This window comes from Cyclobacterium sp., assembly GCF_014762705.1.
In the GTDB taxonomy this organism is placed as follows: domain Bacteria; phylum Bacteroidota; class Bacteroidia; order Cytophagales; family Cyclobacteriaceae; genus Cyclobacterium.
In genome coordinates this window covers 130010-153640 of sequence record NZ_JABURL010000107.1, presented here as the reverse complement: position 1 = coordinate 153640, position 23631 = coordinate 130010, and the positions used below count along the sequence as shown (strand labels likewise).

23 protein-coding genes are annotated in these 23631 nt (G+C 44.1%); 7 read left to right on the top strand and 16 right to left on the bottom strand.

Features of this window, described 5'->3' with window-relative positions:
• Positions 1 to 320 precede the first annotated feature (320 nt).
• Positions 321 to 1472 (top strand): PQQ-dependent sugar dehydrogenase, encoded by a 1152-nt coding sequence (locus HUJ21_RS21700; RefSeq protein WP_366483788.1) that lies wholly within the window; start codon positions 321 to 323, stop codon positions 1470 to 1472.
• 52 nt (positions 1473 to 1524) lie between these two features.
• On the opposite strand, the gene HUJ21_RS21695 is transcribed toward HUJ21_RS21700, so the two are convergent.
• The 3 genes from HUJ21_RS21695 to bshC are packed head-to-tail and all read right to left on the bottom strand — an operon-like array spanning position 1525 to position 4166.
• Positions 1525 to 2016, bottom strand: a complete 492-nt coding sequence (locus HUJ21_RS21695) for a hypothetical protein (RefSeq protein WP_291372787.1) — start codon at positions 2014 to 2016, stop codon at positions 1525 to 1527.
• A 19-nt stretch (positions 2017 to 2035) separates the two neighbouring features.
• A complete protein-coding gene (locus HUJ21_RS21690; protein ID WP_291372785.1) occupies positions 2036 to 2611 on the bottom strand; it encodes a 5-formyltetrahydrofolate cyclo-ligase in 576 nt (191 codons plus the stop codon).
• The gene (gene bshC / locus HUJ21_RS21685; RefSeq protein ID WP_291372784.1) at positions 2577 to 4166 is read right to left on the bottom strand and encodes a bacillithiol biosynthesis cysteine-adding enzyme BshC; all 1590 of its coding nucleotides are present in this window, start codon (positions 4164 to 4166) and stop codon (positions 2577 to 2579) included. The genes HUJ21_RS21690 and bshC overlap by 35 nt, the downstream gene beginning before the upstream one ends.
• 185 nt (positions 4167 to 4351) lie before the next feature.
• Between bshC and HUJ21_RS21680 the strand changes: the two genes are divergently transcribed.
• From HUJ21_RS21680 to HUJ21_RS21655, 6 genes are read left to right on the top strand one after another with little or no spacing between them, the layout of a single operon-like run.
• Entirely contained in the window at positions 4352 to 6559 is a 2208-nt protein-coding gene (locus HUJ21_RS21680; protein ID WP_291372783.1) for a heavy metal translocating P-type ATPase, read from the top strand.
• 7 nt (positions 6560 to 6566) lie between these two features.
• A complete protein-coding gene (locus tag HUJ21_RS21675; protein WP_291372782.1) occupies positions 6567 to 6773 on the top strand; it encodes a heavy metal-associated domain-containing protein in 207 nt (68 codons plus the stop codon).
• A 47-nt stretch (positions 6774 to 6820) separates the two neighbouring features.
• Entirely contained in the window at positions 6821 to 8059 is a 1239-nt protein-coding gene (locus HUJ21_RS21670; RefSeq protein ID WP_291372781.1) for a pitrilysin family protein, read from the top strand.
• Positions 8060 to 8107: 48 nt separating this feature from the next.
• The gene (gene ispF / locus HUJ21_RS21665) at positions 8108 to 8587 is read left to right on the top strand and encodes a 2-C-methyl-D-erythritol 2,4-cyclodiphosphate synthase (protein ID WP_291372779.1); all 480 of its coding nucleotides are present in this window, start codon (positions 8108 to 8110) and stop codon (positions 8585 to 8587) included.
• 10 nt (positions 8588 to 8597) lie between these two features.
• Positions 8598 to 9287, top strand: coding sequence for a tRNA (5-methylaminomethyl-2-thiouridine)(34)-methyltransferase MnmD (gene mnmD, locus HUJ21_RS21660; RefSeq protein WP_291372777.1), 690 nt, complete (start codon positions 8598 to 8600; stop codon positions 9285 to 9287).
• Positions 9272 to 9820, top strand: coding sequence for a hypothetical protein (locus tag HUJ21_RS21655; RefSeq protein ID WP_291372775.1), 549 nt, complete (start codon positions 9272 to 9274; stop codon positions 9818 to 9820). The genes mnmD and HUJ21_RS21655 overlap by 16 nt, the downstream gene beginning before the upstream one ends.
• A gap of 54 nt (positions 9821 to 9874) precedes the next feature.
• Here the strand turns inward: HUJ21_RS21655 and HUJ21_RS21650 are convergent, their stop codons facing one another.
• The 13 genes from HUJ21_RS21650 to HUJ21_RS21590 form a co-directional block, all read right to left on the bottom strand.
• On the bottom strand, positions 9875 to 10276 hold the full coding sequence (locus tag HUJ21_RS21650; RefSeq protein WP_291372773.1) for a hypothetical protein: 402 nt from the start codon (positions 10274 to 10276) through the stop codon (positions 9875 to 9877).
• A 132-nt stretch (positions 10277 to 10408) separates the two neighbouring features.
• On the bottom strand, positions 10409 to 11413 hold the full coding sequence (locus tag HUJ21_RS21645; RefSeq protein ID WP_291372759.1) for an adenosine kinase: 1005 nt from the start codon (positions 11411 to 11413) through the stop codon (positions 10409 to 10411).
• 47 nt (positions 11414 to 11460) lie between these two features.
• A complete protein-coding gene (locus HUJ21_RS21640) occupies positions 11461 to 11877 on the bottom strand; it encodes a transmembrane 220 family protein (RefSeq protein ID WP_291372758.1) in 417 nt (138 codons plus the stop codon).
• Between the two features lie 44 nt (positions 11878 to 11921).
• Positions 11922 to 13298: a nucleotide pyrophosphatase/phosphodiesterase family protein gene (locus HUJ21_RS21635; RefSeq protein ID WP_291372756.1), complete on the bottom strand. Its 1377-nt coding sequence runs from the start codon at positions 13296 to 13298 to the stop codon at positions 11922 to 11924.
• Positions 13295 to 14503, bottom strand: a complete 1209-nt coding sequence (gene eboE / locus HUJ21_RS21630) for a metabolite traffic protein EboE (RefSeq protein WP_291372754.1) — start codon at positions 14501 to 14503, stop codon at positions 13295 to 13297. The genes HUJ21_RS21635 and eboE overlap by 4 nt, the downstream gene beginning before the upstream one ends.
• 36 nt (positions 14504 to 14539) lie before the next feature.
• Positions 14540 to 15700, bottom strand: a complete 1161-nt coding sequence (locus HUJ21_RS21625; RefSeq protein WP_291372752.1) for a 3-dehydroquinate synthase — start codon at positions 15698 to 15700, stop codon at positions 14540 to 14542.
• A 70-nt stretch (positions 15701 to 15770) separates the two neighbouring features.
• The gene (eboC, locus tag HUJ21_RS21620) at positions 15771 to 16661 is read right to left on the bottom strand and encodes a UbiA-like protein EboC (RefSeq protein WP_291372750.1); all 891 of its coding nucleotides are present in this window, start codon (positions 16659 to 16661) and stop codon (positions 15771 to 15773) included.
• Between the two features lie 7 nt (positions 16662 to 16668).
• Positions 16669 to 17580: a TatD family hydrolase gene (locus tag HUJ21_RS21615; RefSeq protein ID WP_291372749.1), complete on the bottom strand. Its 912-nt coding sequence runs from the start codon at positions 17578 to 17580 to the stop codon at positions 16669 to 16671.
• Positions 17581 to 17685: 105 nt separating this feature from the next.
• Positions 17686 to 18573, bottom strand: a complete 888-nt coding sequence (locus HUJ21_RS21610; RefSeq protein ID WP_291372748.1) for an EboA domain-containing protein — start codon at positions 18571 to 18573, stop codon at positions 17686 to 17688.
• 299 nt (positions 18574 to 18872) lie between these two features.
• Entirely contained in the window at positions 18873 to 20027 is a 1155-nt protein-coding gene (locus HUJ21_RS21605) for a Gfo/Idh/MocA family oxidoreductase (RefSeq protein WP_166145970.1), read from the bottom strand.
• A gap of 49 nt (positions 20028 to 20076) precedes the next feature.
• The gene (locus HUJ21_RS21600; protein ID WP_291372747.1) at positions 20077 to 21108 is read right to left on the bottom strand and encodes a TIM barrel protein; all 1032 of its coding nucleotides are present in this window, start codon (positions 21106 to 21108) and stop codon (positions 20077 to 20079) included.
• Between the two features lie 173 nt (positions 21109 to 21281).
• Positions 21282 to 22487, bottom strand: a complete 1206-nt coding sequence (locus HUJ21_RS21595; protein WP_291372745.1) for a hypothetical protein — start codon at positions 22485 to 22487, stop codon at positions 21282 to 21284.
• 34 nt (positions 22488 to 22521) lie between these two features.
• On the bottom strand, positions 22522 to 23586 hold the full coding sequence (locus HUJ21_RS21590) for an aldose 1-epimerase family protein (RefSeq protein ID WP_291372743.1): 1065 nt from the start codon (positions 23584 to 23586) through the stop codon (positions 22522 to 22524).
• Positions 23587 to 23631 lie beyond the last annotated feature (45 nt).

The window sequence follows — 23631 nt, the reverse complement described above, 5'->3', positions numbered from 1 at the left end:
CATAAAAGTATAAAAAATAACAACTTCCAAAAACATAAAACTAATTAATATTCAAATTAAATAATACAAAATTTTTTTATTTATATGAAGCACAATATTTTATATTATTAAAGATTCATAATCAAAATTTTGATGTTAAAACTACTTTTTGTGTGTTTTGTCTTTTAGGGAAAACACTAGGGCAGGCCCTCAGTTTGTAAAAGCTGTGTAAATGGCGAATCACATTTACATATCCCCTTCTTTTGCCATTTAACTTTGATGAAAAAACAGAACAAATTACTGATCATTAAGTATATTCGCTTTTTTAAAAACAAATAATAATGAAAAGAAAACAAATAAGTAAGATAACCTTAATTTTAGTTACAGTTGTCATGATGGCTGCCTGCCAATCGGGGGAAGAAAAAAAGGCAGCTCCCGATCCTTTTGCCATCAGTTCCGAGAAACTCACCTTTAAGGTAGATACCCTTTACGAGGAATTGGAAAACCCATGGGGAATGACCTGGCTTTCTGATGGCACTTTGCTGATCACGGAAAGAAAAGGGGAGATCCTTGTATTCAAAGGAGATCAGTATACCGGAGAAAAATTAACAGGAGTACCGGAAGTCCATGAGGTGAACCAGGCCGGTTTGCTCGACATTCAAACTCATCCCGAACATGCAGATAACGGTTGGGTTTACATTTCCTATGCCAAGCCGGTGGAAGGCGGGGGTGCCACAGCCATCATGAGAGCCAGGGTTCAGGGCAATTCACTGGTAGATAAAGAAGATCTCATCATTACAGCTCCTGCTGTAGAAGGGGGTAGACACTTTGGCAGTAGAATTATTTTTGATAAGGACAATTACCTTTACTTCAGTAATGGTGAAAGAGGAAGCAATCCTGAAAATGCCCAGACCTTGAAAAATTCACATGGAAAAATTCATCGGATACATGATGATGGCCGGATTCCCGAAGACAATCCATTTGTAAACGAAACGGATGCTGTGGCTTCTATCTGGACCTATGGCAACAGAAACCCGCAGGGACTTGTTTATGACAGTGCCAATGACCGGATTTTCGGTATAGAACATGGTCCAAAAGGGGGAGATGAGATCAATATCCTTGAAAAAGGCAACAATTACGGCTGGCCTGAAATCACCTATGGGATAGATTATGACGACAGCATCATCACAGAAGACACCGTGAAAGCGGGTATGGAGCAGCCCATACATTTCTGGAGGCCTTCCATTGCGCCTTGCGGTTCCATGATCGTCACCTCCGACAGGTATCCTGAGTGGAAAGGAAACCTATTGGTAGGGGCCTTAAAAAGCCAGCATATTGCCAGGGTAGAACTGAATGGTGATACCTATGCAGGTGAGGAAAAATTGTTGCAGGACATTGGCCGGGTAAGGCATGTGGCACAAAGTCCCGAGGGGTTTATTTATGCCGTTACCGAGGGCACGGGTTTGTTGATCAAACTGGTCCCGCAGGAATAAAGAAATCATAAAAAAACCGCTGAATATATATTTCAGCGGTTTTTTTATGATTTTAAAATGTAAACCGGATGGATAAGGCCACCTCATCTCCCCAGAAACCTCCTCCATTGATAATATTGAATGCGGGTTTCCAATCCAGGGATAAATTGATCGGCGCATCGTCAAACTTATAGTCCAGACCAATGATCCCATCAATCCCTACAATCGTGGAACCTCTGTAACCAGAATCTGCCCATGGTGGAGGGGGATTGCCACTATTCCAGCTTCCAATATGGGCTCCGCCACCATAAAACCAACGCAAACCCCTTACTTCACGGATGTTTTTGTGCACCTCGTATAATCCGGTAATGACCAGACCTCTCCAGCGGGTGTGAAGGATACCTTCCAGGGCAACATCGCTTTGGATAAAATGCTTTACCGTCAACCCATTGCTGACACCTGCCCTTAGGCCAACACCTGTGGCATAGGTTTGGGCATTGCCCTCATTCATCAGAGACAATCCGATAAGGAGGGTAAAAACTACAATCATTGATTTTTTTACCATAAAACTATCATTTAGAGAACTATTGATTAAAAATTTCATAACCATCTGGAAATATGCAAGCATTTAGCGGTATATCGTGCGGATCTTTGGGCAAACTGACTTCGGGCCTGAAATAGGATAATCCGATCTTCAGCACATCCTTCCTTAGATTCAAAAAAAACCGGTCATAAAAACCCAGGCCATATCCAATTCTGTTTCCTTTATCATCCACCCCTAAAAGAGGTACAAATACCAAATCTATCAACTCCTCATTTACATATTCAGGATGCTCAGGGACCGGTATGCCCATTTCATCTTCCCGGAAAAATGTATTGGGGGAAAACCGCACCGTTTCAAGTCTTTTCGCCGACCTGTCCGTTATGGAGCCATACACCTGATACCCTTTATCAAAAAGCCTATGCAATAATAATACCGTATTGATCTCATACAGTCTTTTGATCGGTAAAAACAAATGCACATGCTGCACTTCCGGAAAATTGCTCAAAAAAGACAAGGCCTGAATGGTGATTTTTTGAGAGCGCCATTCCCGCTCCTTTTCTCCCAATGCTTCCCTATTGGCCTTAAAAGCCTTCCTTAGCGCTTTCTTCACTTCCATCCTCCTGCAAAATTATAAAATTAAAATCCAAAGGATCAAATGTTTTGTACAGCTTGTCAATAAAATGATTGTCCCCCAGGTAAAATTCAAGAAAATTCACCTTCCTTTCCTGAAGGGTGCCCAGTGGAAACAAAGCATCTTTGATTTCAAAAATCTGTCTGATGGCATCCCCATGTTTTCGTTCGGAAGCTTTTCTGAATTTAACCCCCAACTGATCGATGATTTTTTCACTTCTGATCAGTGCTGCCCGCACTGCATTTACCAGTGTAGGGTCTAACCTGACTGCTTTTTCCTCCATAGTCAAAAACAGCTTCTCCAGTTGTTCTTTTTCGGGCAACAAGCTCAAATCGGCTTCTGCATGTCTGTAAACGTAGTCAATTCTCAACTTATCCAAGGATAGAAAAAGATCCTCAGGTTTGAGATCCAATTTTTTTATTTTTCGCTGAACTTCCTTCGGAATGATCAAAGCAAAATTTCTGGGAAGAAGAAAGGGGAAATCAACCTTATAGTGATCAAAAACTCCTTTCAATTGAAACCAGTAAGCTACTTCTGCCGGTCCTCCCAGGTAAGCCAGGTTTGGCAAAATGACTTCCTGATATAAGGGCCGCATGACCACGTTGGGGCTGAATTTTTCCGGGCTATCTTCCAACAATTGGCTCATTTCTTTTTCAGTCCATTTGTTTTGGCCATCATGGGTACTGAAAACGCCTTCCTGATAAATCAAGCGCTCCCTTCTGCCTGGCTCCATGTAAAAAAAATTGATCTCCCTGGGAAATATCTGGGTTTTGTAACCTTCTGCTTCCAATGCAGCGTTGTGCTGATTGACCAGCTCATTGGCCTTTTGGGAAAACAGATCATCCTTAATAACAGGCAGGAAAGATCTTTTCAATCCCACATCGTTGGCATCCAAAATCACCAAACCCTGGTCGGCAAATAAGTGGTGCACGTATTTTCTAACCGCCTCTTTCAGGAATTTGCTATTGGTATAGGCTTCCTTAAAAAAATCAGGCAAAAAATCCCATTGTTGGATCAGGTCCCTGATAGACTTGTCCAGAATGAACTCACCCACAGGCCCCTGCTGTTCTGATTCCCAGCGATAATCCTTCCCATCAAAATGAAAATGGTTTATTTCCTCAAAATCATGATCTTCACTGGCCATCCAATATACAGGAACAAAATGGAATTCCGGGTAGCTCTCTTGAAGCCTTCTTGCCAGTAAAAGGGTAGAAACGATTTTATAAATAAAAAAGGCCGGGCCGGTCATCAGGTTCAGCTGGTGTCCGGTGGTCACGGTATAGGTATTGGGTTGCTTCAGCTTTTCGATATTGCTGCTCACCTGAGATGCTTCAAAACCAGTGTACTGCTCTTTCAAAACCCTCACCAGGATTTCCCTTCTTTCGGGATCAAAAGTCCTATCTGCTAAGATCTTTTTAAAATGCTTCAGCTCAGGGAACTCCTGATAAAATTGCTTTAACTCTTTTTTATTTTGAATGTAGTCTAAAAATAAAGTTGAAAACAAACCGGTACAGGCCGGGTCTACCGTAGATTTTAACATGGAAAGTGAGATTTAAGCTTTTATTCTAAAAGTTTTCAGTGATCGAAAACCTGAATAATAAGGCTAAAGTTCAACATTTTTATCGATTTATCAGAAACCGACCTGTACATTTTTTTAAAAATTATATAACAGGTACCTGTCAATTCCATGTAGTTTTGGGCTTAAATCCAGATGATAGCACAAAGATGAAAACCATAGAAGTACCCGTATCGGGAATGAGCTGTGCGGCCTGCGCACTAAGTATTGAGTCCACACTTAAGCAAAGTCCTGGAATTAAGTCCGCCACAGTCAATTACGCTACTCAGGCAGCTACCCTTGTCCTGGATGAAGACAGTGCCGATCTATCCCAGGCCAGGAAAAACGTTCAGGACATTGGCTATGAATTGTTGATAGCGCTTCAGGAAAAGGAGCATGCGGAAGAACTGCAAAAATTGGCTCACAAGCAGCTCCGAAAAAATACCATAGCAGCCGGAATCCTTGCTTTCCCTGTTTTTATCATTGGCATGTTTTGGATGAGCCTGCCCTACGGCAATTGGATCATGTGGGCCCTGACTACGCCGGTATTATTCGTTTTTGGAAAATCGTTTTTCATCAATGCATATAAGCAAAGTAAGGCCAAAAAGGCCAATATGGACACCCTGGTGGCTCTCAGCACAGGAATAGCCTACATTTACAGCACATTCAACACTTTCTTTCCCCAATGGCTGGAAAACCGCGGGCTGGAGCCTCATGTATATTTTGAGACGGCTGCAGTTATCGTTTTTTTCATCTTATTAGGACGTCTGCTCGAATCCGGTGCCAAAGCGGGTACCTCCGAAGCTTTAAAAAAATTGATCGGTTTACAACCCAAAGAATTGATCCTGATCAAAGATGGAAAAGAAATCTTATCCCCGGTAAGCGATGCAGGTATGGGAGAAATCGTGTTGGTAAAACCCGGGCAGAAAATCCCATTGGATGGCCTGGTAACGGGGGGGGAATCCTTTGTGGATGAAAGCATGCTTACCGGAGAACCCATTCCTGTAGCAAAGCATGATGGAGAAACTGTTTTTGCCGGCACCATCAATCAAAAGGGGAGTTTGCAATTTAAAATAACAAAAACTGCGGCCGACACCCTGTTGGCTTCGATCATTTCGAGGGTAAAACAAGCTCAGGGAAGCAAAGCGCCGATACAGAAAATGGTAGATAAAGTTACTGCGGTTTTTGTACCTTCGGTTTTGATAGTGGCGCTCATTACCTTTCTTGTCTGGACTTTTAGTGGTATAGATGATGCCGCACTTCGGGGTATGCTTTCGGCTATTACTGTGCTGGTCATTGCCTGTCCCTGTGCGTTGGGCCTGGCAACACCTACGGCTATCATGGTAGGTATTGGCAAAGCGGCTTCCATGGGCATTCTGATCAAAGATGCCGAAAGCCTGGAAACCGGCAAAAAGACAGATGTACTGATACTTGACAAAACCGGAACCATTACCAGGGGTACACCCAAAGTAAAAGAAGTAATTTGGGGCAATGGAGGGGAGGAAAATAGGCATCAACTGATTTTTCAAGCCCTGGAATCTAAAAGTGAACACCCCCTGGCAGCTGCCATCGCCCAGCACTTCCAGTCCCCAAAAACCCAATTGCCATTAACGAATTTTCAATCCGCCACAGGAAAGGGAGTCCAGGCAGTTCATGAAGGTAAAATTTACCGGATCGGAACCTTAAAATGGCTGACATCGGAGGGTATAGCCAACGACAAGCCCTTGATTCAGGCAGGAGAACAAATGTTGGAGATGGGGGATATTGTGGTTTATATGGCGGTAGACAATAACCTGGTAGGAATTGTTGCAATAGCTGATCAAATCAAGGAAGAATCTAAAAAGGCCATTGCCGCCATTCAGAAGATGGGAATTACGGTACATATGCTAACCGGAGACCAGGAAAAAACTGCTGCAGCTGTCGCAAGTGCTGTGGGCATTAAAAAATTTAAAAGTGGCATGCTCCCTGAAGATAAAGGTAAATACATACAGGAACTTAAAAGTCAGGGCCATGTCGTTGCGATGGCAGGGGATGGTATCAATGACAGTGAGGCACTGGTTTTGGCAGACCTGGGCATTGCCATGGGTACAGGTACAGATATTGCCATGGAAACTGCAAAAGCCACACTCATGCATTCCAGCTTGATGGACATCCCAAAACTCCTTCATTTAAGCAAGGACACCGTAAATACGATCAGGCAAAACCTTTTCTGGGCTTTTGTTTACAATATTATCGGCATTCCCCTGGCAGCTGGCCTGTTGTATCCCTTTTCAGGATTTCTGCTCAATCCGATGATTGCTGGTGCGGCCATGGCTTTGAGTTCGGTATCGGTAGTAAGCAACAGCCTGAGATTAAAATTCAAACACCAAACACAATAAATAGATTATGGAAAATTCAATCAAACTAAAAACCAACGTCAAATGTGCCGCTTGTGTGGCTACCATCAAACCAGCCATGGACAGCCTCCCGGCTGAACACTGGGAAGTGGACTTAAAATCCCCGGATCGAATCCTTACCGTTCAGGGTAATGTGGATCCTGAAACCATAAAAAAGGCACTTGAAAAATCGGGTTATAAGGGAGAATCTATCTAATAGTATAGGAAAAGGGGAGGGGAATTGATTACTTTTGACCCCATATTATGATCGACTATAAGGAATTTGTTTTAGACAATGGCCTGCAGGTACTGGTTCATGAAGACCCCTCCTCTGAAATGGCGGTTGTCAACCTGCTGTACAAGGTAGGTTCCAGAAATGAAAAGGTGGGCAAAACCGGACTTGCCCATTATTTTGAGCACCTCATGTTTGCAGGGTCACAAAATATTCCGGCATTTGACAGTGCGCTGGAAAGGGTAGGTGGTTCAAGCAATGCCTTCACCAATACAGACATTACCAACTATTACATCACATTACCCGCTGTCAACCTGGAAACTGCTTTGTGGCTGGAATCCGACCGCATGCTGCACCTGAGTCTGAAAGACAAGCATATCAATACCCAAAAACAGGTGGTCATTGAAGAGTTTAAGCAAAGGTACCTGAACCAACCCTACGGAAATGCCATGCACCACCTGCGCAGCCTGGCCTATGAACAACATGCCTACCGCTGGCCGACCATTGGAGAAAAAATTGAAGATATTGAGCAATTTGAAAAAAATGACCTGTTTGCATTTTATCAAAATCACTATACCCCAGACAATGCTGTTCTTTGCATTGCCGGAAAGGTGAAATTTGAATCAATGCGTGAGCGGGTGGAACATTGGTTTGGGGAGATCCCCACAGGAAAACAGTCTGTGGTGGCCCCGATATCAGAGCCCCTGCAGCAGGGAAAAAAGAGCAAGGAAGTCTTTGGAAAGGTACCCACTGAGGCCTTGTATAAAGTGTACCGCATTCCGGGAAGGTTACAGGATGGTTACTTGTCATGCGACCTTATTACAGATGCTTTGAGTTTCGGCAGGTCAGCAGTACTGGAGCAAAAACTGGTAAAGGGTGGTTCTGTTTTTGCCAGTTGTCAGGCCTATGTCCTGGGAAACATTGATCCAGGATTGTTGGTTGTTACCGGGAAACTGGAAAAAGGGGTATCGGCGGAGCAGGGTGAAATGGCTCTGGAAAAAGTTTTGGATGATTTCAAACTTAAAGGTATCCCGGATCAGGTATTGCAAAAAATCAAAAACCAGACTGAGGCCATGAAAACCTATGAATCCGTGTCTTTATTGGGCAGGGCCATGCGACTGGCGTATTATGCCTATTTGGGAAATCCATCTCTGATCAATGAGGAGTATGACAAAAAAATGGGGATTTCAGGGGAAAAAATTCAAGAAGCTGCCAAAACCTACCTCAATGATAATTCCGCGGCTGTGGTTTATTACAAATGCCAGGAGTAACTTTGACCTGACACTATGAATAAATTTGAAACTATAAAAACTTGAGCTATGAGTGCTTTCCGTGTAGGGTTCGGATATGATGTCCATCAGCTAAAAGATGGAGCTGCTTTTTGGCTGGGGGGTATACAAGTACCCCATGAAAAAGGGGCAACAGGGCATTCTGATGCAGATGTGGTGATTCATGTGATATGTGATGCCCTTCTCGGTGCAGCCAATCTTAGGGATATAGGATATCACTTTTCTGACCAGGACCCCCAATATAAGGGTATAGACAGCAAATTGTTATTGAAACAGGTCATGGAGTTGCTGAAAAAAAACGGGTATCAACTGGGAAACCTGGATGTTACACTTTGTCTCCAATTACCCAAAATCAATCCTTTTATCCCGGAAATGAAAGCCTGTTTGGCCGAAGTCATGAATGTTTCAGAAGGCCAGATATCCATCAAAGCCACCACGACTGAAAGGCTGGGCTTTGTAGGCAGGGAAGAAGGGGTCTCCGCCTATTGTGTGGCATTGATCCATCCATAATTAAAAAACAATGACTGACAAAGCACCCAAAATCATTACCACAGAAGACGGCTCACATTCTGTTTATCTACCCGAAATTAACGAAAGCTACCACTCCTCTCATGGAGCCTACAGGGAGTCCATACATGTGTTCCTACTTTACGGACTGGAAGCCTGGTATGCAAGAAATCGCGGAAAATTTCCCATCCGTATTTTTGAAGTAGGCTTTGGCACAGGACTAAACGCCTGGCTGACCCTCATTTGGGCAGAACAAAATCAGGTACCCGTTCTCTACCATACCATAGAGCCTTTTCCCTTGCCAGCTGAGATTTACAATGAACTCAATTTTACCCAGATGGATGAAACCCTGACGCATTACAATGGGTATTTCAAGCGGCTACATCAAATGGAATGGGATTCCGGCAAGCCGTTAACGGATTATTTCAATATCAAGAAAGAAAAAATCAGCTTACAGGATGTAAAACTGTATCCTTCCGATATCGTCTATTTTGATGCTTTTTCTCCCAAAAAGCAACCTGAATTATGGGAGGATACCCTGCTGAAAAAAATACATGAAAGCATGAATCCAAAAGGCGTATTTGTTACCTACTGTGCTGCAGGGCATCTCAAAAAAAATCTGTTGACATTGGAAATGGAGCTGGATGAGGTTCCCGGCCCTCCCGGAAAAAAAGAAATGACCCGGGCATGGAAAAAAGAATGATCAGTTTTATTATTAAAATAGCATCTATTTTTTTATTGCCTGCTTTTATTGCCTGCTCCACAGGCCATAAAAATGAAAAGGAGGAGAAGGTATCAACCGGGCCTGAAAAAACCGAAGTAAGGGCTACAAAAAAAGCCCCAACTATTGATAATGGCTGGCAGGAAACCAACAGTGGGGACAGTACCAGGCAAAAACACCTAAAAGACAAAATAACCTTATTTGAAAGCCTATTGGTTAACGGGAAAAGGATTAACAATAAATTTTATCCACAGATACAGGATGCATTCCTTTTTGAGGACAAATTCTACTTAAAAGCCCTGTTCCCATTGGACTATAGTGGAAAAATCGAATTTGATTTTCCCGAATACCCTGATTTTGTCCTTACCAAAATCGGTGAACAAGCCTATCAGGTAGTTATCAATGATGCGTTGGACTTAAACCGCGTGATCTTTCATTTACAATACCTTCCCTCGGAAAAGGACAGCCTGGTTCGCACCGATTATACCTTTACACATGTGGTGTACGGGGAATAAAAAAGGGCGGAAATATTCCCGCCCCTGGACTCTCATACAATTGTTTTTTCCAAATCAGCCCTTTTCAGATACCTTCTTAATGACAATACCAGGCATGCCGTTTCTGACAAAATAATTACCTGTTACCTCCACATTAGCAGCTGCGAGTTCCTTTAATGATTGATACGGGTTGGCATTCTTGTGGTCTTCTACCAGGAGGTAGACTTTGCCATCTGACCCGAGCAAACCTATAGGCATGCCATTGGCCATGCATTTTTCTGCGCAGCCCTTATGTCCTTCACCTTTGGCACCACTTGCCATAAAGCAGGAAAGATCCAAAACCTCTCCGCTAACACTTATTTCTTCTCCATCGCCTTCTTTTTCAAAAGCATCGGCCTGAAAGAAAACGAAACAGCCTATAGCCAACAAAAGCAGGCCATATCTAAATGAACTTTTTGAATTTAGTTGATTTGTCATGATAAAATGGTTTGGGTTTACGAATATGCAGATCAATTTATCTATTAATGACTACAATAGCAACTTTTTTGAGAACATAACAGAAACAAGATTATCAGTGAATACCTGTTGCCTCATGTGTCTTATTAATTCCTATGTCTGTTTCGGACTAAGCCGATCAAGAATTTCGCCGGCCTCGTCCCAGGCAAGGCGGGGACCGAATTGGCTGACAATTTTGGAGGAGGCCATGCTGGCCAATTTACCGCTGGAAGCATAGGAGTGGCCATTGGTGATACCGTAAAGAAAGGCTCCTGCAAACATGTCTCCTGCACCATTGCTGTCCACTGCTACAGTGGGGTAAGGTTCGATGTCTATAAAGGTGTCTCCGTCATAAATCATGGCACCGTTTTTTCCCTGTGTGATGACAAAATGCTTCGCCAGTTTTTTCATGGCCTCCCTTGCTTCAGACAAATTATCCTTGCCAGTATAGATCATGGCCTCTTCTTCATTGGCAAAAAGCAAATCAACTCCTTTGCCAATCACTTCCTTAAAACCTTCACCAAAATATTTTACCATAGCAGGGTCTGAAAAGGTAAGGGCCACTTTGACTCCATTTTCCTGTGCCATTTTTTTGGCTTGCATCATGGCAGCCCTGGCATCGGGAGAGGTAATCAAATATCCCTCGATATACAGGTATTTGGAATTTTTAATGGCTTCCAGATTCAACTGAGCATTGGAAAAAGTTTGGGTGATCCCTAAAAAAGTATTCATGGTCCTTTCTGCATCAGCAGTTACCATTACCAAACACTTTCCGGTAATTCCCTGTTCGAGCTCAAAGGGGTCCAGATTATGACTGACACCCGACTCACGGAGATCATCCATAAAAAACCTGCCTAGTTCATCCTCGGCTACCTTGCAGCAGTAATAAGCCTTGCCTCCAAATTGACTCAATGCAATGATGGTGTTGGCAGCTGATCCACCACATTGTAGTTTTGAGGTCTTGGTGTTGATCGTGGCCATCAGGGCCCCTTGCCGCTCCTCATCCACAAGGGTCATCACTCCTTTTTCAATGCCATTTTGTTCTAAAAAAGTATCACTTACTTCAAATTCAATATCTACAAGCGCATTTCCTATGCCTGTTACATCATATTTTTTCATCTTAATTAATTGACAGGTGTACAAGGTTTTGGTTAAAACCTTTAAAATTATTCAATGGTTGATTTACTGTTAGATTTATGCTGATTTTCTAATAGGCGCTTGTTTCTGCCAATAATGGCCTCCAAAGCAAATACCACTGCTGCCACTACAAGCCCAAAAAATTCCCTGTTGATTTCCATACCCTGGGTTTTCATGGAAAGGTCTTTTTGTTCCCATTCCTGACCTATCCAGGAAAAGATGTTTTCCGGCCAAAAGAAAACTGCAGCGATGAGGTAGGTAAAGGTTAAAATTACCGAAATATTCACATTGAATTTTCCAAAAAAGGCAAAACCTGCTGAAATAGCTGCAATCATATAAACCGGAACCCACCATTCCGGATCAGGATCGTTGATCTGCCAATAGGCAAACAACAAAAACAGCACCGAACTGATACCAAAAAACCTTTTCCAAGCTTTGCTCATCATTCTACTAAATTAAGGATTTTAAGCATAAAAACAGTTGTGAAAACTCATTTTTCCATTACCTGATCATAAATCAATGAGAAAACAGCTGTTGGGTCAACCTCTTCCAAACCCTCCCCTGACTTACCGGAAGTAACCAATACGGGCCAGTCCAGCTCACTTTCGCTGATCCTGCCATGGGAACCCTTTACCAACGATGCATCCAGGGGAATCACATCCATCAAATACCTGAAGCCCAGTTTTTTCTTCAACAGGGTCCATCCCAATTTGGCCTTTAAAAATTTGATCTCAGGATTGGCAAACATTTCAACCGGATCATATCCCGGCTTCCTGTGGATATCCACTGTACGGGCGTAGTCGGGAGCCTTTTGGTCGTCCAACCAATAATAATAGGTAAACCAGGAATCCTTATCCGCAACAGCCACCAAATCCCCGGCCCTGTCATGGTTCAAATGATAGGCTTGCTTGCCTTCATTATCCAATACTTTTTCGACTCCCGGAAGCCCTTCCATCAATTTCTTTACTGCTTCTTTTTCGGCCGGGTCATTGAGGTAAATATGAGCTATCTGGTGATCTGATACGGCAAATGCTTTGCTGGTACCGGCATCAAGGGTTTCCAGTCCCAGCTCATTCTTTACTTGAATGTAGCCCGCTTTTCTCAAGGCCCTGTTGATATGAATGGGTTGTTTTACTGAGGTAATGGCATATTCGGATAGCAAAATGATCTCGGCTCCCTGGCTTTCATAATAATTGATCAACCGCTCGCACAAAGCATCAATTTCTTTCAATTCCTTGCCAATATGGTCAAAGTCTATCCCATATTTCTGCAAGCCATAGTCGAGGTGCGGCAGGTAAATAAAGGTTAGGGTAGGGTCATGCCATTCATCCACTTTCATGGAGGCCTCAGCTATCCATTTGGAGGAGGCAATATTGGCATTAGGTCCCCAAAAGGAAAAAAGAGGAAATTGGCCCAGTTCATTTTGTAACCGGTCCCTCAAATCCATAGGCTGACTGTGTATATCGGGAAGTTTTCTACCATCTGAAGGATACAAAGGCCTTGGGGTAACGGCATAATCCACCGAAGAATACATGTTGTACCACCAGAACATATTTGCACAGGTGAAGTTGGGATCGGCTGCTTTTAAAGCGTCCCATATCTTCGGCGTTTGCACCAAATGATTGGATTGCCTCCAGAACTTAATTTCACATTCATCCTTAAAATACCAACCATTCCCCACGATCCCGTTCTCCTCAGGCCATTTACCCGTCAAATAAACGGACTGAGAGGAACAAGTCACAGCAGGCAGAACCGGTTTGATGGCAGATTGCTTCCGCTTTCCTATCCATTCGTTCAAGAAGGGAGTGTGCTCCCCAAGAACTCTGGCAGAAAGCGCGACGATATTAAGTACAACTGTTTTTTTCATTTGACGTGATTTTTCGCCCAATCCAGCTCTCTGACAATAGACTGGTCCAGGGATAAATGGATGTCCTCGGGCAGTACTTCCCAGGTATAAGTCTCCACCTCCAATTGGCTTGAATAATGATTTTGGCTGTTCAAATCCAGTACTGATAAAATATCCTCCTGGGTGGATTGCAAGGTGCCATAACTGGGCAAAAATACGGGTACATGGAAATGGATGCGCCACTCCCGGTCATGTGTCTCGGCCAAACCCAATAAGGCATCTGGAAGGTCGGGATAGGCCTTTAGCCCATCTCCTTCTGATCTGCCGATTACCTGATGTAGGTAAGTGGATTCAACAAAAGGCAATAAAGCCTTTTCAACCAGCCTTCTTTGACTGATTTTCTCTGGTATGTCCATTTTCAGCGCAGCACTGAGTTGGAATTTGCCTATTTTGATCCCATCCTTTTTAAAATTTTCCAAAACTGTACGATGGTCCTCATAGGCCACCGCGAAATGGCACACATCATAACAAACCCTGACATGGTCTTTAATGATATCCATGGCCTCCTTTGGGGAAACACCATATTTGGCTGTCAGCATAGGAATGCCCTGTGGAATCAGCCATTTATCAAAAAATTCATGGACCCCGGAAGCATTTTCAATCATCCCATCCGGCTCTGGTTCTATGTCCAGATGAAGGATTTGCTTTTTACTCAATTTGATGCTGTAGAGGTACTCCACCACTTCCAGGATTTGGGTGCAGGATTTGCCTAAGATTTCATTCCTGGCAGTTTCAGTACTGTGCCAGTGTTTGTAGCTCAATGGTGAAGTGGAAATTCCGGCATCCATATCCTCTGGCATTAATACGGAAAGAATATCGAAAAGCCGGAGGGTATACTCTTTTCGTGCCTGGGTGGTCCAATCCGGTTGATGCACTTCATCTTTGACCACCTGCCTGTGAAAACCACCATAGGGAAAACCATTTAGGGTAAACACATAACAATTATTTGCCTTTAACCAGGATTTGAACACCTGTAATTCATTGTTTTCCAGCAGTTCCCTGCTGGCTTCATCCGATAACCTCAAGCCTATGGCAAAGCGCTTTTCGATAGAAAGCCCATCCTTGATTTTGGGCACATACGACTTTAAATTTTCGAAGGTAGCTTCCCAGCTTTCTCCAGGGTGAATATTGGTGCAATAAGTAAGGTGGTAATCTGAAATTTGCATGGTCAGGTATTTCCTTGGTTAAAATTAAAAAACCAATCAGGCTTTTTGATAGTCCATTTGTAATTGATTTAGTTTTTCCACTGCCTTGAAAATTAATGCAGGGTCCATCTGATGTACCTCCACGCCAGTTCCAATTTTATCCAGCAGCATGATGGTCAACTCCCCTCCCAGGTGCTCACGAAACTCATTCAACCCTTTTAAAAGGGCCTCTCCTGACAATTCAGGCACATACAAATCAAATCCCAACTTGATGATGAGGTCCAATACCCTGTTCAGCTCATTTTCAGAAAGCATCCCGGCAAGGAAAGAATAGGTGGTGTCCAAGGCGATACCTACAGCCACTGCCTCTCCATGCCTGATTTTATAATCGGTCAGGTGTTCTAATTTATGTGCTGCCCAGTGCCCAAAATCCAAAGGCCTGGAAGAGCCTGTTTCAAAAGGATCCCCGGAAGCAATATGATCCAGGTGCATTTGCGCACAACGATAGATCAGTTCTGCCATGGAGGAATGGCTTTTATCCATCAGGTCCACAGCCTGCTGTTCTATCCAAACAAAAAAGGATGCATCCTTGATCAAGGCAACCTTCAGGGCTTCTGAAATCCCGGAGCGCCAATCTCTTTCCTCTAAAGTCTGCAAGAAGTCTGCGTCATTGATCACAGCAAAAGGAGGGGCAAATGTACCCAGGTAGTTTTTCTTTCCGTAGGCATTGATGCCATTTTTCACACCCACTCCCGAGTCATTCTGAGACAATACGGTGGTAGGAATGCGGATATGCCTGATACCTCTGTGGGCTATGGCTGCAGCAAAGCCCACCATGTCCAATAAAGCTCCGCCCCCTATTCCGACTACATAGGAATGCCTGTCAATGCCATAGGTATGGGTAGCTTTTAAAACATCCTGAAAATAATGCTGGTCGTTTTTCACCTGCTCTCCTCCCGGAACCACCAAAGGTGCCGCGCACAATGTAAAGGTTTCGGTATGCCCCCGGGCATAATCCTCAATCTCTGCAATCAGTTTGGGGTGATGCCGGGCCACACCTTCATCCAAAACAAAGAAGACTTTGGGGACCTTATCTCCTTTTACCAGCTCAGCAAAAAGCTGATTCTCCGTTGAAAACAAACCTTTTGTAAAAAATACCTGATACCGGAAAGGAACGTTAAAAGCCTGCTCAATTGTTTTATTTGCCAATTTTTTCATTTTTATTTTGACAGTTCAAGAGAACTTTACATTTCATTATAGATAAGTAATAAAACCCTGTTTTGGTTCATTAAGTGACCGCAAATGCCTTTGCCATCAGAAGGGAAATGGGCAACAATAACAGGATGGTTAATGCCACCAACCATCCTGCAAAGGCAGCGGCCAAAGTGGCGTTGACAATAATTAGCGACAAAACAGCAGCTTTTACGGATTTCCCAATCAAGGCCGGCTCCTGATGTTGCAATGCTTTAAGCAATGGAGGAAAAATAAAAGCAGCCAATAAGACCAAAAACGGCAAACTTTCCCACCAATGATCGTTGTACAAATAAGCCACAACAAAAATAAATAAAATGATGCTTCCGTATATGAACGCTCCCCCTTTCAGGGCGCTGGTGTTTTTTCCGTGAACCTCTCCACGGCTGACCATAGTAATGGCGGCAACATACAGTAAGGGGATTAAAGCAATAAACCAAAATTCTTTCCATGCGCCTTGAACCAAACTCATGCCCAATAGCAGGTTTCCAGCCCTGCAAAGCCCCATGTTAATGGGACCCAGAAAAGATTGATGTTTGCCCCAGGCATCGTAAACCACTGCCAAAACAGCTACCGAAAGGGCCAGAAAAGCAGCCTGCTGGCTGACCTGCCAGGCCGCCCAAACACCAATTAGAAGCAGCAATAAGGCCATTGCTCCTGCACTTTTGACACTGGCTTTCCCACTGGGAATGGGACGTTCCGGACGCTCCACCTTGTCCAGTTCCGCATCAAATACATCATTGAAAGCCACTCCCCCTCCGTAAAGACCGATGGTAGACAGCACCAGCCAGCCAATGCTGCCCCAGTCGACAGCATTACTATAAAAAATCAATCCACCCGATATGGCCGCACCGGCTAATATATCGGCAATGGCCGTTATAATATTGGCAGGCCTGGTGAGCCTGATGTGGGCAATGATATTGGACATCAACTGGCTAATTCTCTATAATATTAGAGGAATCATTATCCACTCTTGGCTTTTGCCCTCCCCGTAAAACTGTATTCCCGCCATGTTTTTTAGTTTGGTCAATGGGTTCCTTTTCCAACCAGTCTTTTTCCTCCATTTGCCCGCTTTGACCATAAGCCTTCAAGGCATTTCCGTAACAGGTCAGCTGTATATGCTCTTCAGGAATGCCTTTTTCTTTCATCAGTGCTGCCGTTTTGGGCACTGCCAATGGATCACTTATGCCCCAATCAGCGGCACTGTCTACAATAATTCTTTCCGGTCCGTACTGCTTTACTATGTCTACCATTCGTTCGCTTCCCATTTTGGTATGCGGGTAAATGGTAAATGCAGCCCAGTATCCCCTATCCAAAACTTCCCTGACGGTTTCTTCATTATTGTGGTCAACGATGACCATTTTTGGAGCCAATCCATGCTCTTCACTTACATCCATACTGCGGACAGTTCCTTTCTTCTTGTCCCTGTGGGGCGTATGGATCATTACCGGCAAGTTCACTTCCTTGGCCAATTCCAATTGTAACCGGTAAAACCTGTCTTCTGCGGCTGTCTGATCATCATATCCGATCTCACCGATGGCCACTACTCCTTCTTTTCCCACATATAAGGGCAGGAGTTCCATAACTTCTTCCGCAAGAGCCTCGTTGTTCGCTTCTTTTGAATTCAAGCCAATGGTACAGTAATGTACAATACCGAACTGCTTGGCCCTGAATCGTTCCCAACCCACCAGACTGCTGAAATAATCCTGAAAACTACCCACTTTCGTCCTCGGCTGACCCAGCCAGAAAGCCGGTTCTATCACAGCTACTATGCCTGCTTTCTGCATGGCTTCATAGTCATCAGTTGTCCTGGAGGTCACATGTATGTGTGGATCGATATACATCATAATGATTCAATTTTACCTGCTAACCTAAACTTTTTTATATGCAATTCATAACAATAACAAATGAACGGAACAATTTTATGGGAAACGGTACTATACAGATGAAAATCACCTTTCCAAATCGTAGGATTCACCTACTGCTGCCCAGTTCAGGCTACCCTCCTTTATGGCGGCCAGATGATCAGGGTACCGGTCCAATAGCTCTTTGCATCCGGCATGCTCTGAATGAAAACAGGCCAAAGTTACCGCCTCGCGTTCCAATTTACTTCCTTCTTTTAATACCTTTTCAAACATCCCCAATATTTCCTGATCTGCAAAGGGGGAAAGAAAACGCCATAATTCAGGCATGACATTCCTGCCGGCTGACCAACGTTCGTGCACATAATCCACCAAAGTCTTTGCCAGATTTATATTGGCTCTCGCATCTGCCCCCATTATTCTATACAGGGGGCGTTGCATGAAAATGGCTTTCAGTACCAATTGATTCCAGGCAGGCTCGTCCAAAAATTCTGCGGGATAAGGATTATTAAGGGCAATGGCATCAAATACAGAAGTGATATTTGTCCTGAGACCCTCCGAAGCCCTCCTTTTAAGCTTTTCCGGAAATGGATATAAGGGAAGGGCTGCGTAAAGCGCTTCCAATTCGTGCATATCTGCCGATTCAAACAATTTGTCCAAAGTCGGTATCCAATCATCATTTTTTTCTGATACTGCCTCCAGTACCAGAATGGTTCTGGCCGTTTGCAATGTAGTCCAGAAAGATGGCTGAAAACCGGATCTGATTTCCCTGGCAGTAGCTTGATCTGACTCATCCAGCGCTAAAGTTTCTTTGGAGAAATACCTGGACGCCTGACTGAATGCCAGAAATAACTTCATGTTCCCTTTGGCACCGGTAACCTTAACTACCTGCTCATCCAACCAGTTCATTGACTCCCTGGGAGCAGACTGAGATAGCACTTTAATTAAAAATTGTCTGATGGTAGCGAGCAGCATCATAAACCGTTCATTTTAATTCTCTGTAAATATAACACTTATTATATTTCCTTCAGTTGATCATGAGAATAATCATATTTTCAATAGATTCCAGAGTTAAGCCAAGCCTGAACTTACAGGCAATCTGATATTTCTTTCGGGGTATCTTAGCCTAACACTACTGTCTCCCAATCCTTCTCAAAACCCAAATTTCTTCTTACCAACTTTGTTTTGACACCGGGAGAAAGTCAAGGGGCAAAAGGCAAAAAATCCGGGCCATTCATGACCCGGATTAAATTTACGTCAATGCATGTTCCCAGGTGTTACCAATCTACACCGGTATCCTTCCAGCTTCTGGACGCTGCAGAATCCAAAACAGCCTGGCAGACTTTCTGGGTTTCATAGGCATCCTTAAAAGTGGGTGGGCAAGGATCATTGCTTTCCAGGCTTTTAAAGAAATCAGACACTTGATGGATGAAGGAATGCTCATAGCCTATACAAGTCCCCGGAATCCACCACCTGCCCATGTAGGGTTGGTCATGGTCTGTTACATGGATGGAACGCCAGCCCCTGACCACTGACTCATCCCCGTGATCAAAATATTCTAATCGATTCAGATCATGCAGGTCCCATCTGATTGAGGCATGCTCTCCATTGATCTCAAAAGTATAGAGTGCTTTATGGCCTCTTGCATAGCGGGTTGCCTCAAACAAGCCCAGGGAGCCATTATCAAAATGACAATGAAAAGAACAGGCATCATCGATGCTAACTTTTTTCTTTTCACCGCTTCCCTGATGAACCCTTTCCTTGATAAAGGTTTCAGTCATTCCAGACACATCTTTGATCCCCCCATTAAGCCACATTGCCGTATCGATACAGTGGGCCAGCAAATCTCCGGTTACACCGGAGCCTGCCGCATCCGCATCCAGCCTCCACAGGGCATCTCCACCTTGTGGCAAATCCGGACTTATGGTCCAATCCTGAAGGAAATTGGCCCTGTAATGAAATATTTTTCCCAGCTTTCCTGAGTCAATCACCTGCTTGGCCAAAGTAACCGCAGGCACCCTGCGGTAATTGTACCATACAGTATTTCTTACGCCAGCTTTTTCTATGGCCTCCACCATGGCCTTGGCTTCGTCCAGTGTCCTTGCCAAAGGCTTTTCACACAATATCATTTTACCGGCTTTTGCAGCCGCAATGGCAATTTCAGCATGGGTGTCATTGGGTGTACAAATATCCACTGCATCCACATCATCCCGCTCAATTACCTTTTTCCAATCCGTCTCATAGGAAGCATATCCCCACTGTTCGGCAAAAGCTTTGATCTTATCCTCTCTTCTGGAGCAGGCAACCTGCAAAACAGGTCGGTATTCGTACTCAGGGAAAAAATCCCCCAATCTCTTGTATCCGTTGGTGTGGATCCTTCCCATCAGACCCGTGCCTATCATTCCTATTCTAATTTTCTTCTTTTCTGACATGTTTGAATTTTTTTGTTGGAAAATAAAGATTCATTCCGAAATAAAAGACTTAGGCTTTCCAGCCATGTGCTTCACGAACCTGAATCAGGGCAGCCAGAATATTATTCCAGGTATCCTGCTTACTCATCACGGCATTTGGAAACATACAACCGTCCCAGCAGATGTGATTGAAGGCCTTGGTAAGATTTCCTTTCTCATCACGCAGCCAATATCCCGCATCCTCAGCAATATCCAATTTTCCATTCGGGTCATTGGCCAGGCAATGCCGGCCTGTTTTATCGTGCGAACCGGAACCAAATACGGTCGCATCATTTTGAGCCACGTGAAAATCAATGGTCCAGGGACGCAAGGCGTCGGTCATCTCTTTCAAGGCTGCTTTCCAAACAGATTTATCTTTCCAATCATAGCCCTCAGGAAGGATTCTGTGCTCAGGGTAATTATAGCCCAGTGTATACAACAAGGTATGGGCCATATCGGCCTGAAAACCCAGATAAGGGCTATCTACAGATTCCAGGGTTTCCAGCATGGTTTTCCAGCTGTGCATGCCTCCCCAGCAAATTTCCCCTTCTGCTGCCAATTTTTCTCCGTAATTCTCGGCAATCTTGCAGGCCTCTTTAAAAGTCTCCACGATGATTTTCTGACTGCCTTTGGGATCTTTGGCCCATTGCTCAGGACTACTTGCAGTATCCACCCTGACTATACCGTTGGGTCTGATACCTGCCTCCCTCAGCTTGGAAGCCAACTTGCAGGATTTTTCGAGTAAATCCAGATAGGTGGCACGGTCTTCTTTGGAACCCAGAATAGGGCCTCCCCAAATCGGTGCCACCACTGAGCCTATTTCAAGGTTATAGGAAGACACCTTCTCCACAAGCTTTTTCACTCCCTCATCGTCCATTTCCAGATCGATGTGAGGGTCAAAAAGACCTATGTCCACCCCGTCAAACTTCACGCCGTCTACTTCTGCTTTTGCAGTATTTTCCAGCATCTCATCAAAAGAAATGATGGGTTCGGAATCGGGCCCTTTTCCTACAATTCCAGGCCAGGTGGCATTATGTAACTTTGGAAAATTATTTTGGGACATAATATTATATTTTTTACTATGAATAATTAATTAAAATTAAAATTAAGTTTTGAAAAAGAGAAAATGCCCAGCTAAAACAGAAGGCCTTCCTCCAAAAATCCTTTTCAATTTAATAAATAACTGAAAGAATCCCAGTATAATACAGGATTCTGACCCTATTGTTAAGGATAAACTTATAGTTTAAGATCAGGATTACCCGGCCCAAAATGCTTGAGCATCACGATCGGGTCAGTTTTGGAATGGTTGCTGATTTTCACTCCTTCCCTGGCTGCCTTTTCGGTTACAAAATACTCGTCATGGGTCAATTGACCATAGCGGATCAGGGCGGGGGTCTCCACATCCCAGACGCCCATGGTGCCATGGCCCTGCATCATGATCATGCCATATGCTGCATTGTCTTTTATTGTCACAGTCTGCCCCGGCATCACAGTCAGCTCTTTGGCACTAAAAGCATCTGAACGGTAGCAAATCCAATTCTCTACAAAACCTTCTGCCTCCATGGCAGAAGTCTCTTTTACGGGAACAGGGGCCATGAACCGGGTCTCCAGGATGTTTGGGTCTACATTGAGGTCCCAGTCAATAACTTCCATCAGCTGGTCATAATCGCCAATTCTATCTTTCGGAGTCCCTTTCCACAACAACTCTTCCGGAATAATGGCCTCATTTACCAAAGATTGGTACATGGCAAAGACATCAGAAGCCTTTTGTGGCTCATAGGTACACATGCTGCCTGGAGCATGTAACATCCCTGGAGGTACATCCCAACCAGTGCCCGGATCCAGCTTAAATGCCTGAGAAAAACTGGTTATTTTATTATCCCCTTTAGTGAAATTCATCAGACATTCCTTGATTTGCTCTTTGGTGGTACCCGGGGCAATACCGAAAAAGGTATAAGGGAAATCACCACCATGGTTATTCAATTGGGGAGGAAAATAATAAGCCTCCGGCTTTCCTTTCATCCCTATTTTGGCAGCATGTTCATCATTGTGATGGATGTGATGGGGTAAGGGTCCCATATTGTCAAAAAATTTGGAATACATAGGCCAGCTTTTATATTCGTTCCAAAGCCGGTCTCCTATTATTTCCGCTTTCAATTCATCAATGACGTCTTTCAAAAGGAGTTGCTCTTCCTTTCCTGCTGCTCCTACTACTACTTTACTCAAGCCCTCATGCTCTCCGGTAAGCGGGCCGTTTTCAGCAGGAGTGGTGGAAGAAAACCAACGTTCATCAATACCTCCCCTTTCTCCTCCCAGTACATAATAATCATCCGGGTGTAATTTTATCCTTCTTCCGGGAACACAAAAAGACCGGGGCACCCAGGTAGGAGCCAAACGCAATATGCCTTCTCCCTCTTCTAATGCTTTTTTTGCCAAACTCATAGGTTCTATTTTGATTTATGGTTACTGATGCTAATTAATTATTATTTACAAATGATGCAATATCTTCCTGCTCGGTTAAAATATCAAAAATCAGCTCGTATTGCCGCCTTTCTCCGGGTTTGAGCATAATCAATGTACCTTCTTCCCTTGCTTTTGCCTGACCAATGGGCGGGTTGGTTCCAGGTTCCAGGGCAGTCACGTATTCGTTTTCTCCCCAGTGCTGCCAATTGATCAACCAGGGCAGTTGTTTTTTATCAAAACCCATGCGTAGGGCAAAACCCAATGCCGGATTATAGATGCCAGCCCTGCACAGCCCATCCACGTCAGCTTCAGGCTCAATAAAGGCCACATCCTCTCCAAACCCTGCATGATCTTTTAAGGGGGCAGGACAGCCCTTAAAATCATTTTCCGGATTAAATATCCTATTTTTGGGGTCCCTGTCTCTGGACGTCCATTTGCCTTTCCAAACAATACGACTGCCCTCATCGACCAGTGGCCATCCAAAATTGACATGATACAGCAACATGTGTGGGGATGCAACATTAGAGGTATTGGTGACCTCATCTGTTATTTTCAAAAAGGGTTTGCCCAGGGTTCCTGAGATGGTCCTTTTCAAAACCAAATGCGGCCCAAAAACGCTGCTTTCCCGGATGATCCCTGATATGTGCATGTCCAAATCACCTGTCCACAAATCTGGTTGCTTGATGGCTACGATTTCAGCCGGTTGATTGGAAACCTTACCGTGAAGGCCCCTTTTACCATTTTTATCGGCTTCAGGACCACCTACGTGACTTAGTCCACAAGTCGTGAGCAGACCACCTCCAAAGGTACTTAACCAATCCAGTCCCTCAGCAGTGAATGGGGAAGGAGGAGTGATACCCACCTGGCTGATCCAGGACAAGCCATGAGACCCAAAAGAGGCAGCGGAAATATCCATGGCCCGGTCAAGCACAAGTTTGTACCGAAGACCGGCTCCGGTATCAATCCAGGCTATGCGAACACCTTTGCCCGAACCGTTGTCCAAAACAGCCGTCTCAATTCCCCCAATTTGCTGGAAATTGCCTACTTTTCCTTCCCATGGTTGCTTACCTGCACGCATAAACTATTTTTAATCGATACAATTTAACAATTCCAACGCTGCCAA